Source organism: Streptococcus oralis, from assembly GCF_023611505.1.
Classification (GTDB): Bacteria; Bacillota; Bacilli; order Lactobacillales; family Streptococcaceae; genus Streptococcus; species Streptococcus oralis_CT.
In genome coordinates, this window is sequence record NZ_CP097843.1 from 837,454 (window position 1) to 849,594 (window position 12,141).

The window sequence follows — 12,141 nt, forward strand, 5'->3', positions numbered from 1 at the left end:
GAAAAAGAGGTATTACAGATGGCTATTATCTTACCAGACCTTCCATACGCATATGACGCTTTGGAACCATACATCGATGCAGAAACAATGCACTTGCACCATGACAAGCACCATCAAACCTACGTCAACAATGCGAATGCTGCTCTTGAAAAACACCCTGAAATCGGTGAAGACCTTGAAGCTTTGCTTGCTGATGTAGACTCTATCCCAGCTGATATCCGCCAAGCGCTTATCAACAATGGTGGTGGACACTTGAACCACGCTCTTTTCTGGGAATTGATGACTCCAGAAAAAACAGCTCCTTCAGCAGAACTTGCAGCAGCTATCGATGCAACATTTGGTTCATTTGAAGAGTTCCAAGCAGCCTTTACAGCAGCAGCTACAACTCGCTTTGGTTCTGGCTGGGCATGGTTGGTTGTCAACAAAGAAGGGAAGCTTGAAGTGACTTCAACAGCAAACCAAGACACACCAATCTCAGAAGGCAAAAAACCAATCTTGGGCTTGGACGTTTGGGAACATGCTTACTACGTGAAATACCGCAACGTGCGTCCTGACTACATTAAAGCTTTCTTCTCAGTCATTAACTGGAACAAAGTAGATGAGCTTTACGCAGCAGCTAAATAAAAAATAGGAAGGGAAGAGTCATTCTTCTCTTTTTTGCTTTATATGGTAGAGGTCTGACAAAATCGTCAGACTTATTTCATTTTTATGAGAAACGTGCTAACTGCTAGAAATTATGGTAAAATAGAGTGTTAAGTAATCGTGGAAAAGGAAGACTATGCGTAAAGAAATTACACCTGAATTATACAACTATAACAAGTTTCCTGGCCCAGAATTTCATGTAAATGGGGATAAGGTTGAGACTGAAGGAATCGCTTTTACCTTGGTTGAAAATATCAAGGATGCCTTCGATGTGACAGTCTTTAATCAACGCTTCTCAGAAGTGTTGACCAAGTTTGATTATGTCGTGGGGGACTGGAGTAATGAACAGCTCCGCCTACGTGGTTTTTACAAAGATGACCGAACAGAGGAAAAAATTGAAAAGATTAGTCGTTTACAGGACTATCTTTTGGAGTACTGTAGTTATGGTTGTGCCTATTTTGTCCTAGAAAACCAAGCACCGAAACGTGCGTCATTTGATAAAAAATTGCGTAAAAAGGATGAGGAAAATCATCCTAGAAGAGGAAAAAAACCTTCGCAAAACAAGAGAAAACCAAATGCGGATAAGCGAAATAGACGTCGTCATAAGGACCAAAAGTCTCAGAAAGAGGACAAGGGACAGCGCCATTTTGTCATTCGTCAGAAATAGATAGAGAAATAAGGAGAAGAGATGAAACCGTCTATTTATAGTTTAACACGTCAAACCATGCAAGAATGGGTATTAGAACAAGGAGAAAAGAAATTCCGAGCAGATCAAATCTGGGAATGGCTCTACCGTAAACGTGTCCAGTCATTTGAAGAAATGACTAATCTTTCCAAGGATTTGATTGCCAAGCTCAATGAGCAGTTTATCGTAAATCCTTTGAAACAACGGATTGTACAAGAGTCAGCTGACGGTACTGTTAAGTATCTTTTTGAGTTGCCAGATGGCATGTTGATTGAGACAGTACTGATGCGTCAACACTACGGTTTGTCAGTCTGTGTGACCACTCAGGTTGGCTGTAATATTGGTTGTACCTTCTGTGCCTCTGGGTTGATTAAGAAACAACGTGACCTTAATAACGGGGAAATTGTAGCGCAGATCATGTTGGTTCAGAAATACTTTGATGAGCGTGGTCAGGACGAGCGTGTCAGTCATATCGTTGTCATGGGAATTGGTGAACCATTTGATAACTACAACAATGTTTTGAATTTTGTCCGTACCATCAATGATGACAAGGGAATGGCTATCGGTGCTCGTCACATCACTGTTTCAACTTCAGGTTTGGCCCATAAAATTCGTGACTTTGCTAATGAAGGCGTACAGGTCAATCTTGCTGTTTCCCTTCACGCACCCAATAATGAATTGCGTTCAAGCATCATGAAGATTAATCGTGCCTTTCCGATTGAAAAACTCTTCGCAGCCATTGAGTACTATATCGAAACAACAAATCGCCGTGTAACCTTTGAATACATCATGCTCAATGAAGTCAACGACGGTGTTGAACAAGCCTTGGAATTGGCGGAATTGCTCAAGAACATCAAGAAATTGTCTTATGTAAACTTGATTCCTTATAACCCAGTTAGTGAACACGACCAATATAGCCGTAGTCCTAAAGAGCGCGTGATGGCCTTCTACGATACCCTCAAGAAAAAAGGGGTCAACTGTGTTGTCCGTCAAGAGCATGGTACAGATATTGATGCAGCTTGTGGACAATTACGCTCCAATACAATGAAACGTGACCGCCAGAAGGCAGTCGCAGCGGTAAATCCATAAAATGACTAAAAAAAGAGAATTAATCTTAAGATTGGGAGTGGCTATTTACAGTCTTTGCATTGTCTGTTTTTGCTTCACTCCCCAGCCTCAACTTCCTACAGGAGTGGAAACTCCAGGTATTCAAACTTTTGGACGCCTGGTTTTTCTTTTAACTCCCTTAAACTCCCTTTGGAATCTAGGTGAAGTGACCAGTTTGGGACAAGTCCTTTGGATCTTTTTGCAGAACATTTTAAATGTCTTCTTGCTCTTCCCCCTGGTCTTTCAACTGATCTATCTCTGTCCAAACTTTCGGCAAACGAAAAAAATCCTCCTTCTCAGTTTTCTACTGAGCCTAGGAATTGAATGTACGCAGCTGGTCTTAGACTTTTTCTTTGATTTTAATCGCGTCTTTGAGATTGATGATTTGTGGACTAATACCCTGGGTGGCTATCTGGCTTGGCTCCTCTATAAAGGACTGCATAAAAACAAGATAAGGAATTAGAATGAGTATTTTAGAAGTTAAAAATCTGAGTCACGGTTTTGGTGACCGTGCAATTTTTGAAGACGTGTCCTTCCGCCTTCTCAAGGGAGAACACATCGGCTTAGTCGGTGCCAATGGTGAAGGAAAATCAACCTTTATGAGCATTGTGACTGGTAAGATGTTACCTGACGAAGGGAAGGTTGAGTGGTCTAAGTATGTGACTGCTGGCTATCTGGATCAGCATGCTGTGCTAAAGGAAGGCCAAACCGTGCGAGATGTCTTGCGGACAGCCTTTGATGAGCTATTTAAAGCAGAAGCTCGTATCAATGACCTCTATATGGAAATGGCCGAAGACGGAGCGGATATCGATGCACTCATGGAAGAAGTTGGCGAACTACAAGACCGTTTGGAGAGTCGAGATTTCTATACCTTGGATGCTAAGATTGATGAAGTAGCGCGTGCTCTCGGTGTCATGGACTATGGCATGGATACAGATGTAACAGCCTTATCAGGTGGACAAAGAACCAAGGTGCTTTTGGCTAAACTCCTCCTTGAAAAACCAGATATTTTGTTGCTTGACGAGCCGACCAACTACTTGGATGCTGAGCATATTGACTGGCTCAAGCGCTATCTCCAAAACTATGAGAATGCCTTTGTCCTCATTTCGCACGATATTCCTTTCCTTAACGATGTGATCAATATCGTCTACCATGTAGAAAATCAACAGCTGACGCGTTACTCTGGTGATTACTACCAGTTTCAAGAAGTCTATGCTATGAAAAAATCTCAGCTAGAGGCGGCCTATGAACGTCAACAGAAAGAGATTGCAGACCTCAAGGATTTTGTCGCTCGTAACAAAGCGCGTGTCGCAACGCGTAATATGGCCATGTCCCGTCAAAAGAAACTCGACAAGATGGATATTATCGAACTGCAAAGTGAGAAGCCAAAACCGTCCTTTGATTTCAAGCCAGCTCGTACACCTGGACGTTTTATCTTCCAAGCCAAGGACTTGCAGATTGGTTATGACCGTCCTCTGACCAAACCTTTAAATCTTACCTTTGAACGGAATCAAAAGGTTGCCATTATCGGGGCAAATGGTATCGGGAAAACAACTCTCTTGAAGTCTCTCCTGGGTATTATTCCACCAATCGCTGGAGAAGTCGAACGCGGTGACTACCTAGAACTTGGTTACTTTGAACAGGAAGTAGAAGGTGGAAATCGCCAAACTCCTCTTGAGGCTGTATGGAATGCCTTTCCTGCACTTAACCAAGCAGAAGTCCGTGCGGCTCTTGCTCGTTGTGGCTTGACAACTAAACATATCGAAAGTCAAATTCAAGTCTTATCAGGTGGGGAACAAGCCAAGGTGCGTTTCTGTCTCTTGATGAACCGTGAAAACAACGTTTTAGTACTTGACGAGCCGACCAACCACTTGGATGTGGATGCTAAGGAAGAACTCAAACGGGCGCTTAAAGAATACAAAGGAAGCATTCTTATGGTTTGCCACGAACCAGACTTTTATGAAGGTTGGATGGACCAAATTTGGGACTTTAACAAGCTAACTTAAAAATGAGGGAAAAAGAAATACAGTATCGAATGCGGATACTGTATTTTTTAGGTTATTTAGGATTTAAAATCGTAATCCTTCACTACTTCGATACTATCAATGGTGATAGCAGAAGTCGGTTTGTCTTTCTCATCTTTTTCAGCTTTGGCAATCTTGTCAACAACGTCCATGCCATCGATGACTTGACCAAAGACAGGGTGTTTGCCGTCTAGACTCGGATTTCCACCTTCTTTATAGGCTTCGATGATTTTCTTTGGATACTTGCTTGTAGGGAGTTTAGCTGAAATATCTGTTGAGTTTTGGTTGATGAAGAACTGGCTACCGTTGGTGTTTGGTTGACCAGTGTTAGCCATAGCAAGAGCTCCTCGGATATTGTATAGGTAAGGAGAGATTTCATTTTTGAAACCAGTTCCTTTGTCCTTCGTTTTATCCTTATCATGCCAGATAGATTGGCCCCCTGTACCATCTCCCTTAGGATCTCCAGTTTGGACCATAAAGCCATCGATGACACGGTGGAAGGTGATGCCGTTATAGTAGCCTTCTTTGGCGTGAGTAAGGAAGTTTTCAACGGCTAGAGGAGCGAGTTTAGGGAAGAGTTTAATACGAATATCACCCTGACTTGTACTTGTGTGGAGAACCACTTCGGCTTCATCTTCGGCAACTTCCTTAGAAAGTTGAGGGAAGTTGGCATTTTCATTGGTTAAAGCGTCATTCAAATCTTTGGCAGCCTGAGCAGCTGCTTTAGAACTTTCTTCAGCTGAGATACTAGAGTCAACATAGTCATCGCCACGCAGACTGCGTTGGATACTGCTACATCCAGCTAATGCAACAGTGGACAGTAAAAGAAGGGTTGCTAGTTTTTTCATTGTTTTCCTCTCAAAAATTCATTTCTATCATTGTACCCTAAAAGGAAGGGGATTTCAAATATTAGTGACAAGGTAGTTTAAGAGGAAGCCGACCAGAAAGTCGCTTGCTTAGAGATTTTTCTTTGGATGACGGTCGATAATGTCCTGGTACTGTTCCAGTATCTGCTCTCCCTTTGGAGTCAATTTGTAACCACGAATTGAAAAGTAACTTGCTAATTCTTCTCCTGAAAAGTTGTCACGAAGGGATTGGTCCAAATCTAGAGCCTTCATCTTAGAAAGTACTGTAACTCTCCTTACTTTTGAGGATATTCTCTTTCATAGTGGTATTTAGATGATCAAGCGAGTCAAAGACAGTTTCGACAAGAGCATAGCCTTTTTCAACAGGTATTTCTAAATTTTTTGGGGCATCAATGCTATAAGTCTACTTGAAGTATTTAGAAAACCAGTTCTTAAGAAAGCTCGTAAAGAATCACAATTAGTAAACGTTAATTCGAAAGAATTACTATGTTTTAAAAGAGCACATTTTAAACGGATTTTTTCTTTCGGCTTCAATTCCTAATTAATCAATGAACTTAATACTAGGTCTCGAAAAAAATTATGCTTCCTCTTTCTGTCTGAGTTCAAAGAGGTCTTCTACTTTCAGATTAAAAACTTGAGCAATTTTAAGAGCCATTTCCAGCGAAGGATTGTAACGATTATTTTCCAAGTGCAGAATTGTCTCGCGTCGCATGCCGATGAGGTCGGCTAACTCCTGCTGGGTCATGCCTGTGGACTCACGAATAGATTTGAGATTAGTAATAATCTTGCTTTCTTTGGTCATGCTTATCCTATCCGTTCTAAGATAAGATAGACAACCGCAAAGATGCAAATCAAGACAGCTATGCTAATAAAGATCTGGCCCATGTAAAGAGTGAGAGACCCCATATACCCAATGATAACTGCTAGGATCATCAGTGCGCCTAGTATAAAAACAAACATCAAGCTAGCTGCCTTGGATAAATTAGCATAAAAGCGTTCGTCCGGAGTTTCCTTGACATTTTTCAAACAGAAAAAACCAAATACAATCACTTCAATAACGAGGCCAATTCCCAAAATCCATTCTTTAATACCAGAACTTTCGCTTGGGGTCGCAACCCAAATCCCTACTGTATAAAAAATGCTTGCTGCAAACAAAAGTATCGTGTAAAGCTTAGCAGACAAGTCAAAAATAGTCTTTCCTTTACCTTTCTGACTCTTATGAGGCCATGGTTTCATATGTAGCCAGCCCCAAATAGCTACAATCTGACCTAACACTGAAATACCAGCAATAACTAACTTGGGTCCCCAAGTAAGATTAGAACCAAATAAAACAGTAAAATCAATAAAGAGAGCTGCGGAAATCATTGTAATGAGGCCACCCGTTTTTTGACTTTTTTTCATGATAGACTCCTTTCCTTGTGTTAGAAATATTTAACAATCTTTATATTATAAATATATCACACTTCAATTTGGAAAGCAAGAATTTATGTGTCAATGAGGCAATTATTTGAAAAAATTTTTTAATAAAAGCCTTCGCTAGTCAAACAACTAAAGAATTCTTTGAAGCAATGCATCGGATTTGGTTTGAATAGTTTCGTTAATAATATTTGATGATAAAGAATTTTCGGAAAATCTAGATACTATATGAATCTCTACTTTTTTTCTTAGACTGTTATAAAGTCTGTCAGAATAAGCTTTGTAAGTGTAGAAGTTAATTTTTACAGAACTAAATTATTCCCCTATTTAGAATCTATTAATTCATATTTTATAAATTAATTAGTAGATATCGTTCTTAAAATCCTTGATATTTCGCTGTTTTTAGTCCAATTAAAACCTATACTTTTCAAACCAGATCTTATGAAAGCTCGTAAAGCTAGCCAGTTCTCTAAACGTTAAGAACTAGCTACAATACAGCATTTACAACACTTCATGGTTCACACCATTTAATTGAAAGTTATTTAAATTAGATGAAAATTTGTTTTCTGAAAAAGTGAGAAAACATTGATTTTAAGCGAATTTTGAATCATATTCGAATGGGAGTTTTTAAAATCATGTTTTGGTTGTAAAAGTGCCAAACTGGATTCTCCAGAGAAGCATGATATCACCTGCTAATAGATTGTCTTCTAGTAGTTCCATATTGCGTTTTGGGACAGGTTTAGGGGCTTCCATATCACGATTAGTAGAGATATAAGGCTTGACAGGGTAGTCTTTATAGATAGTATCAAAAGTAGTATTCATAAATTTTTTCTTTCTAATTTATCCCTATTAGTCTAAAAAATTTAAAAATTTTAAAGTCTGTCAAGTTTTTTTCTTGACACCTGTCAAAAATCTGCTATAATAGAACATGTGCTAAATAGCTCAGCTATTTCACCGAAATAAAATAATAAGAAAAGAGATATTAAAAAATGGCAGTAAAAATCCGTTTGACTCGTATGGGTTCTAAGAAAAAACCTTTCTACCGTATCAACGTAGCAGACTCACGTTCACCACGTGACGGACGTTTCATCGAAACAGTTGGAACTTACAACCCACTTGTTGCTGAAAACCAAGTGACTTTGAAAGAAGACCGCGTTCTTGCATGGTTGGCTGATGGAGCTCAACCTTCAGATACAGTTCGCAACATCCTTTCAAAAGAAGGCGTATTGAAAAAATTCCACGATTCTAAATTCTCAAAATAAGTTTAAAGTAGGTTGACAGATGGATACGATTGAAAATCTCATTATTGCGATTGTGAAACCTTTGATTTCACAACCTGATGCCTTAACTATCAAGATTGAAGACACACCAGAGTTTTTGGAATATCACTTGGATCTTGACCAAAGCGATGTCGGTCGTGTTATCGGTCGTAAGGGTCGCACTATCTCAGCGATAAGAACGATTGTCTACTCTGTCCCAACTGAAGACAAAAAAGTAAGAATCGTTATCAATGAAAAATAAAAAAAGCGGGACAGATGTCTCGCTTTTTTGTGGAAAGCAGAAGATGAAAGATTTAACGTTTAGACAATTACAAGATTATTTACTCGAACATTACCAGCAATCTCGAACTGAGGAAGGCCTCTTTATCAAGCTAGTGGAGGAAGTCGGAGAGGTAGCAGAGGTCTTGAATGGGCGCTCTGGTCGAAAAGAGGGTGTCCAGGACTCAAATGAGGAACTAGCCAAAGAACTGGCTGATATCATTCATTATACCGTCGCAATTGCGGCCATCAACGATATTGATCTAACCAAAGCCATCTTTGACAAAGATAAGAAGGCTGCCATTAAGTACCAACATGAACGTGATTTAGAAAAGTTTTTAGACGCTCAAAGCTGATTGCAGTCACTGTTCTTCAACTTGAGAAAATCCTTGTAACATGATAAAATAAAGGATAGAAACAAATACAGGAGACAAGATGAACTACTTTAATGTTGGAAAAATCGTCAATACGCAGGGTCTACAGGGTGAGATGAGAGTCTTGTCTGTGACGGATTTTGCTGAGGAACGGTTTAAAAAAGGGTCAGAGCTGGCTTTATTTGATGAAAAAGATCAGTTTGTCCAAACAGTGACCATCGCTAGCCACCGTAAGCATAAGAATTTTGACATTATCAAATTCAAAGACATGTACCATATCAATGCGATTGAAAAATACAAGGGGTACAGTCTCAAGGTCGCTGAGGAAGATTTGAACGATTTAGATGATGGTGAATTCTATTATCACGAGATTATCGGTTTGGATGTTTACGAGGGGGAAAACTTGATTGGAACCGTCAAGGAAATCCTGCAACCAGGTGCCAATGATGTCTGGGTGGTCAAGCGAAAAGGCAAGCGAGATTTGCTTTTACCTTACATTCCGCCAGTAGTTCTCAATGTTGATATTCCAAACAAGCGGGTCGAAGTGGACATCTTAGAAGGGTTAGATGATGAAGATTGATATTTTAACCCTCTTTCCAGAGATGTTTTCTCCGTTGGAACACTCGATTGTTGGAAAGGCTCGAGAAAAAGGGCTCTTGGATATCCAGTATCATAATTTCAGAGAATATGCTGAAAAGGCCCGTCATGTTGACGATGAGCCATACGGAGGCGGTCAGGGGATGTTGCTCCGTGCCCAACCTATTTTCGATGCCTTTGACGCCATTGAAAAGAAAAATCCCCGTGTCATACTTCTTGATCCTGCTGGGAAACAGTTTGATCAGGCTTACGCTGAGGATTTGGCCCAGGAAGAGGAACTGATCTTTATCTGTGGTCACTATGAAGGGTATGACGAGCGCATCAAGACCTTGGTAACCGATGAAATTTCCCTAGGAGACTATGTCTTGACTGGAGGAGAATTGGCGGCCATGACCATGATCGATGCGACCGTTCGCCTGATTCCTGAAGTGATTGGCAAGGAGTCTAGCCACCAAGATGACAGTTTTTCTTCAGGACTCCTCGAATATCCTCAATACACACGTCCATATGACTATCGTGGCATGGTGGTACCAGATGTTCTCATGAGTGGACACCATGAAAAGATTCGTCAGTGGCGACTGTATGAGAGTCTAAAGAAAACCTACGAGCGCAGGCCTGACTTGCTAGAAAACTATCAACTAACAGCCGAAGAAGAAAAAATGCTGGCTGAAATTAAAGAAAACAAAGAATAAAGGAGAACCTTATGCAAGTAATCAAACGTAATGGAAAAATTGCTGAATTTGATCCAGATAAAATTTACCAAGCTGTCCTAAAAGCAGCTCAAACCGTTTATGTTTTGACAGATGATTTGCGTCAAAACCTTGCACAAGTTACTAAGAAAGTCGTTTTGGACTTGGAAGAAGCAAAAGTGGAACGTGCGACTATCAGCATGATCCAGTCAATGGTTGAGCACCGCTTACTTGGAGCTGGCTACATTACCATTGCAGAGCACTATATCTCTTATCGCTTGCAACGCGATTTGGAGAGAAGTGGTTATGGCGACCATATCGCCGTTCATCTTCATTTTGAACAAATCCGTTAAGAAAAAGAGTGGGATGCAATGAACATCTCACTCTTTCTTAAATAGACTTTTCTGAGCTTGTTGTACGGTTGAGGGAACAAAACGAAGCCGTTTAATATCACTGATACGAATGATTCGAGTCACGTTTTTTGAAAAATTCTTGACGATAATTTGTTGGCGATTGGCATCGTGTTTGATAATATCACCCGTAAAACTTGTTTCTGCAAGTATCACATGAACAGCCGTCTTTTTCTGGATGGCTTGTTCAATCATAGCAGTGAGGGAGTTGTCCTCGATTTGAGGATGATCATCATTCCCATTGAGAAAACTATGTAGTTTATCTAGAACTAGTTGGAATGCCTGTCTCATAGAATCCTCCCTTCTTACATATCCACATTATATAAAATTTTCCTAAAAACTACAAGATTTTTCGAATAATCTAATGAAAACTTAAAAGGAGAACAAAATGGCAGAATTTACATTTGAAATCGAAGAACACTTACTGACCCTGTCCGAAAATGAAAAAGGATGGACCAAGGAAATCAATCGCGTCAGCTTTAATGGAGCCCCTGCAAAGTTTGACATTCGCGCTTGGAGCCCAGATCATACTAAAATGGGCAAGGGAATTACTCTTACAAATGAAGAATTTCAGGTAATGGTGGATGCCTTTAAAGGCGGGAAATGAGAGAAGGATAGTGAATTTTACTCACTATCCTTCTCTTGTAAAATCATATAGTCTCGAAGAGATATTGTTGTTAATAGGAGAAACGTTTTTTTAAACTTTTCTGGTGGAGTAGGGTTCTCTTTTCGTATCCAAGCTTCAATAAAAGTGATAATCATGTTTGCGACGACATAGGTCATGTCATCTTCACTAAAATCAAATTCCTTGTTGTAGTGGACATTCTTTAGAATCCATTTTGAATAAGTATCTCTTAGGAACTCCTTCCAACCAGGATCTGCTTGAGTTATAAAAAGTGTTCGAATGATATTCCTATTTTCATAGATCAAAGGAATCGCAAAATTTGCAAAACACTCAATCGGATTTCCATCCCTTCTCGAACAATAATTATTAAATATCTGGAAAATTTGTTGATCTGCTTGTTCGTGAATATATTTGATAATATCATCATAGTTATGAAAATGTTTTTGATAAATCGCTTGTCTTGAAATCCCCGCTTTTTTAGCAATTTCACTCATTGTGAAGGAACTACGTTGAGGATTTTGTTTAGCTAGTGATATAAAAGCAGAAATGATAGAATTTCGAGTATCTTTAGTCATAAGCGTCCTTTCTATGAAATAAATTGTGAATAGGTATCAATTAAAATATTAGATAAAATTGACAACTTAAAAGAAACTGTTGGTAAAGAATTACAGCGATAAAATATTTTAATATTGTTTATATTACTAGATAAATTATAACATAGAATCAACAATTCTCCTAATGAATGATATAAAAAGTGTCTATTTTGCTAAACTATAATAGGAAAAATAATGTAATAAAAACTTTAAAATGATGTATAAAGAACAAAGTGTGCATTGCATAATATATAATTTAAAACTATCCATCTTCCATGAGCTTATTCTAGATTGTATTTTAGAAAATGTTTTTGTTGATAATATACCTTGAAATTTATAATGTTTGAGAACTTTTATAATCCAAATACCTTAAACACCAATATGAACTCACTATGTATGTCATGATGGAAGTAGACAAACTGTAAATTTTTTCTTTAAGGAATATTCATAAAAAATTAATATAATACTTGAGGTTATGGTATAATAAGATGAATGATATTTTGCGAGTTTTCATTCATAAGTGAGTAAGAAATCCTATTAAAGATTAAATTAAATCATTACTTTGAGCAGTATTA

At 38.9% G+C, this 12,141-nt stretch carries 19 protein-coding genes; 12 read left to right on the top strand and 7 right to left on the bottom strand.

Annotation, left to right across the window (positions count from 1 at the left end; translation table 11 throughout):
• Window positions 1–18: 18 nt before the first annotated feature.
• The 5 genes from sodA (at window position 19) to M9H69_RS04405 (ending at window position 4,440) form a co-directional block, all read left to right on the top strand.
• Window positions 19–624 carry a superoxide dismutase SodA gene (sodA, locus tag M9H69_RS04385; RefSeq protein WP_000974728.1) on the top strand — a complete coding sequence of 202 codons (606 nt, stop codon included), beginning with the start codon at window positions 19–21 and terminating at the stop codon, window positions 622–624.
• 154 nt (window positions 625–778) lie between these two features.
• The gene (locus M9H69_RS04390) at window positions 779–1,309 is read left to right on the top strand and encodes a YutD family protein (protein ID WP_250316029.1); all 531 of its coding nucleotides are present in this window, start codon (window positions 779–781) and stop codon (window positions 1,307–1,309) included.
• Window positions 1,310–1,330: 21 nt separating this feature from the next.
• Window positions 1,331–2,416, top strand: coding sequence for a 23S rRNA (adenine(2503)-C(2))-methyltransferase RlmN (rlmN, locus tag M9H69_RS04395; protein WP_250316030.1), 1,086 nt, complete (start codon window positions 1,331–1,333; stop codon window positions 2,414–2,416).
• A 1-nt stretch (window position 2,417) separates the two neighbouring features.
• Complete coding sequence (locus tag M9H69_RS04400) at window positions 2,418–2,897, top strand: VanZ family protein (RefSeq protein WP_250316031.1); 480 nt, start codon at window positions 2,418–2,420, stop codon at window positions 2,895–2,897.
• Window position 2,898: 1 nt separating this feature from the next.
• The gene (locus tag M9H69_RS04405; protein WP_049485069.1) at window positions 2,899–4,440 is read left to right on the top strand and encodes an ABC-F family ATP-binding cassette domain-containing protein; all 1,542 of its coding nucleotides are present in this window, start codon (window positions 2,899–2,901) and stop codon (window positions 4,438–4,440) included.
• Window positions 4,441–4,496: 56 nt separating this feature from the next.
• Here M9H69_RS04405 and M9H69_RS04410 read toward each other — a convergent pair whose 3' ends face one another.
• The 5 genes from M9H69_RS04410 to M9H69_RS04430 form a co-directional block, all read right to left on the bottom strand.
• Window positions 4,497–5,306: a peptidylprolyl isomerase gene (locus M9H69_RS04410; RefSeq protein ID WP_250316032.1), complete on the bottom strand. Its 810-nt coding sequence runs from the start codon at window positions 5,304–5,306 to the stop codon at window positions 4,497–4,499.
• 108 nt (window positions 5,307–5,414) lie between these two features.
• Window positions 5,415–5,576, bottom strand: a complete 162-nt coding sequence (locus M9H69_RS04415; RefSeq protein ID WP_002875929.1) for a hypothetical protein — start codon at window positions 5,574–5,576, stop codon at window positions 5,415–5,417.
• Between the two features lie 325 nt (window positions 5,577–5,901).
• Window positions 5,902–6,126 carry a helix-turn-helix transcriptional regulator gene (locus M9H69_RS04420; protein ID WP_250316033.1) on the bottom strand — a complete coding sequence of 75 codons (225 nt, stop codon included), beginning with the start codon at window positions 6,124–6,126 and terminating at the stop codon, window positions 5,902–5,904.
• Between the two features lie 2 nt (window positions 6,127–6,128).
• Window positions 6,129–6,725 carry a DUF3796 domain-containing protein gene (locus tag M9H69_RS04425; RefSeq protein WP_250316034.1) on the bottom strand — a complete coding sequence of 199 codons (597 nt, stop codon included), beginning with the start codon at window positions 6,723–6,725 and terminating at the stop codon, window positions 6,129–6,131.
• A gap of 648 nt (window positions 6,726–7,373) precedes the next feature.
• Window positions 7,374–7,562, bottom strand: a complete 189-nt coding sequence (locus tag M9H69_RS04430; protein ID WP_001098308.1) for a hypothetical protein — start codon at window positions 7,560–7,562, stop codon at window positions 7,374–7,376.
• 167 nt (window positions 7,563–7,729) lie between these two features.
• Here M9H69_RS04430 and rpsP point away from each other — a divergent pair, with 167 nt between their 5' ends.
• From rpsP to M9H69_RS04460, 6 genes are all read left to right on the top strand, one after another.
• Window positions 7,730–8,002 carry a 30S ribosomal protein S16 gene (rpsP, locus tag M9H69_RS04435; protein ID WP_000268760.1) on the top strand — a complete coding sequence of 91 codons (273 nt, stop codon included), beginning with the start codon at window positions 7,730–7,732 and terminating at the stop codon, window positions 8,000–8,002.
• A 19-nt stretch (window positions 8,003–8,021) separates the two neighbouring features.
• Window positions 8,022–8,261 carry an RNA-binding protein KphA gene (gene kphA, locus M9H69_RS04440; protein WP_000379619.1) on the top strand — a complete coding sequence of 80 codons (240 nt, stop codon included), beginning with the start codon at window positions 8,022–8,024 and terminating at the stop codon, window positions 8,259–8,261.
• 43 nt (window positions 8,262–8,304) lie between these two features.
• Window positions 8,305–8,634, top strand: a complete 330-nt coding sequence (locus tag M9H69_RS04445; protein ID WP_061599279.1) for a MazG nucleotide pyrophosphohydrolase domain-containing protein — start codon at window positions 8,305–8,307, stop codon at window positions 8,632–8,634.
• A gap of 79 nt (window positions 8,635–8,713) precedes the next feature.
• Window positions 8,714–9,232, top strand: coding sequence for a ribosome maturation factor RimM (rimM, locus tag M9H69_RS04450; protein ID WP_250316035.1), 519 nt, complete (start codon window positions 8,714–8,716; stop codon window positions 9,230–9,232).
• Complete coding sequence (trmD, locus tag M9H69_RS04455; RefSeq protein WP_002882191.1) at window positions 9,222–9,941, top strand: tRNA (guanosine(37)-N1)-methyltransferase TrmD; 720 nt, start codon at window positions 9,222–9,224, stop codon at window positions 9,939–9,941. Before rimM ends, trmD begins: the two co-directional genes overlap by 11 nt.
• An 11-nt stretch (window positions 9,942–9,952) precedes the next feature.
• Window positions 9,953–10,291 carry an ATP cone domain-containing protein gene (locus tag M9H69_RS04460; RefSeq protein WP_195216452.1) on the top strand — a complete coding sequence of 113 codons (339 nt, stop codon included), beginning with the start codon at window positions 9,953–9,955 and terminating at the stop codon, window positions 10,289–10,291.
• Between the two features lie 27 nt (window positions 10,292–10,318).
• Here the strand turns inward: M9H69_RS04460 and M9H69_RS04465 are convergent, their stop codons facing one another.
• Complete coding sequence (locus tag M9H69_RS04465; protein WP_001248070.1) at window positions 10,319–10,639, bottom strand: hypothetical protein; 321 nt, start codon at window positions 10,637–10,639, stop codon at window positions 10,319–10,321.
• A gap of 97 nt (window positions 10,640–10,736) precedes the next feature.
• On the opposite strand from M9H69_RS04465, the gene M9H69_RS04470 reads away from it, so the two are divergent.
• On the top strand, window positions 10,737–10,955 hold the full coding sequence (locus M9H69_RS04470) for a YdbC family protein (protein ID WP_084920649.1): 219 nt from the start codon (window positions 10,737–10,739) through the stop codon (window positions 10,953–10,955).
• Window positions 10,956–10,972: 17 nt separating this feature from the next.
• On the opposite strand, the gene M9H69_RS04475 is transcribed toward M9H69_RS04470, so the two are convergent.
• Window positions 10,973–11,548, bottom strand: a complete 576-nt coding sequence (locus M9H69_RS04475) for a TetR/AcrR family transcriptional regulator (RefSeq protein WP_250316036.1) — start codon at window positions 11,546–11,548, stop codon at window positions 10,973–10,975.
• Window positions 11,549–12,141 lie beyond the last annotated feature (593 nt).

Coding starts and splice junctions, on each gene's coding strand:
- sodA (WP_000974728.1), top strand. CDS start 19: ATGGCTATTATCTTACCAGACCTTCCATACGCATATGACGCTTTGGAA.
- M9H69_RS04390 (WP_250316029.1), top strand. CDS start 779: ATGCGTAAAGAAATTACACCTGAATTATACAACTATAACAAGTTTCCT.
- rlmN (WP_250316030.1), top strand. CDS start 1,331: ATGAAACCGTCTATTTATAGTTTAACACGTCAAACCATGCAAGAATGG.
- M9H69_RS04400 (WP_250316031.1), top strand. CDS start 2,418: ATGACTAAAAAAAGAGAATTAATCTTAAGATTGGGAGTGGCTATTTAC.
- M9H69_RS04405 (WP_049485069.1), top strand. CDS start 2,899: ATGAGTATTTTAGAAGTTAAAAATCTGAGTCACGGTTTTGGTGACCGT.
- M9H69_RS04410 (WP_250316032.1), bottom strand. CDS start 5,306: ATGAAAAAACTAGCAACCCTTCTTTTACTGTCCACTGTTGCATTAGCT.
- M9H69_RS04415 (WP_002875929.1), bottom strand. CDS start 5,576: ATGAAGGCTCTAGATTTGGACCAATCCCTTCGTGACAACTTTTCAGGA.
- M9H69_RS04420 (WP_250316033.1), bottom strand. CDS start 6,126: ATGACCAAAGAAAGCAAGATTATTACTAATCTCAAATCTATTCGTGAG.
- M9H69_RS04425 (WP_250316034.1), bottom strand. CDS start 6,725: ATGAAAAAAAGTCAAAAAACGGGTGGCCTCATTACAATGATTTCCGCA.
- M9H69_RS04430 (WP_001098308.1), bottom strand. CDS start 7,562: ATGAATACTACTTTTGATACTATCTATAAAGACTACCCTGTCAAGCCT.
- rpsP (WP_000268760.1), top strand. CDS start 7,730: ATGGCAGTAAAAATCCGTTTGACTCGTATGGGTTCTAAGAAAAAACCT.
- kphA (WP_000379619.1), top strand. CDS start 8,022: ATGGATACGATTGAAAATCTCATTATTGCGATTGTGAAACCTTTGATT.
- M9H69_RS04445 (WP_061599279.1), top strand. CDS start 8,305: ATGAAAGATTTAACGTTTAGACAATTACAAGATTATTTACTCGAACAT.
- rimM (WP_250316035.1), top strand. CDS start 8,714: ATGAACTACTTTAATGTTGGAAAAATCGTCAATACGCAGGGTCTACAG.
- trmD (WP_002882191.1), top strand. CDS start 9,222: ATGAAGATTGATATTTTAACCCTCTTTCCAGAGATGTTTTCTCCGTTG.
- M9H69_RS04460 (WP_195216452.1), top strand. CDS start 9,953: ATGCAAGTAATCAAACGTAATGGAAAAATTGCTGAATTTGATCCAGAT.
- M9H69_RS04465 (WP_001248070.1), bottom strand. CDS start 10,639: ATGAGACAGGCATTCCAACTAGTTCTAGATAAACTACATAGTTTTCTC.
- M9H69_RS04470 (WP_084920649.1), top strand. CDS start 10,737: ATGGCAGAATTTACATTTGAAATCGAAGAACACTTACTGACCCTGTCC.
- M9H69_RS04475 (WP_250316036.1), bottom strand. CDS start 11,548: ATGACTAAAGATACTCGAAATTCTATCATTTCTGCTTTTATATCACTA.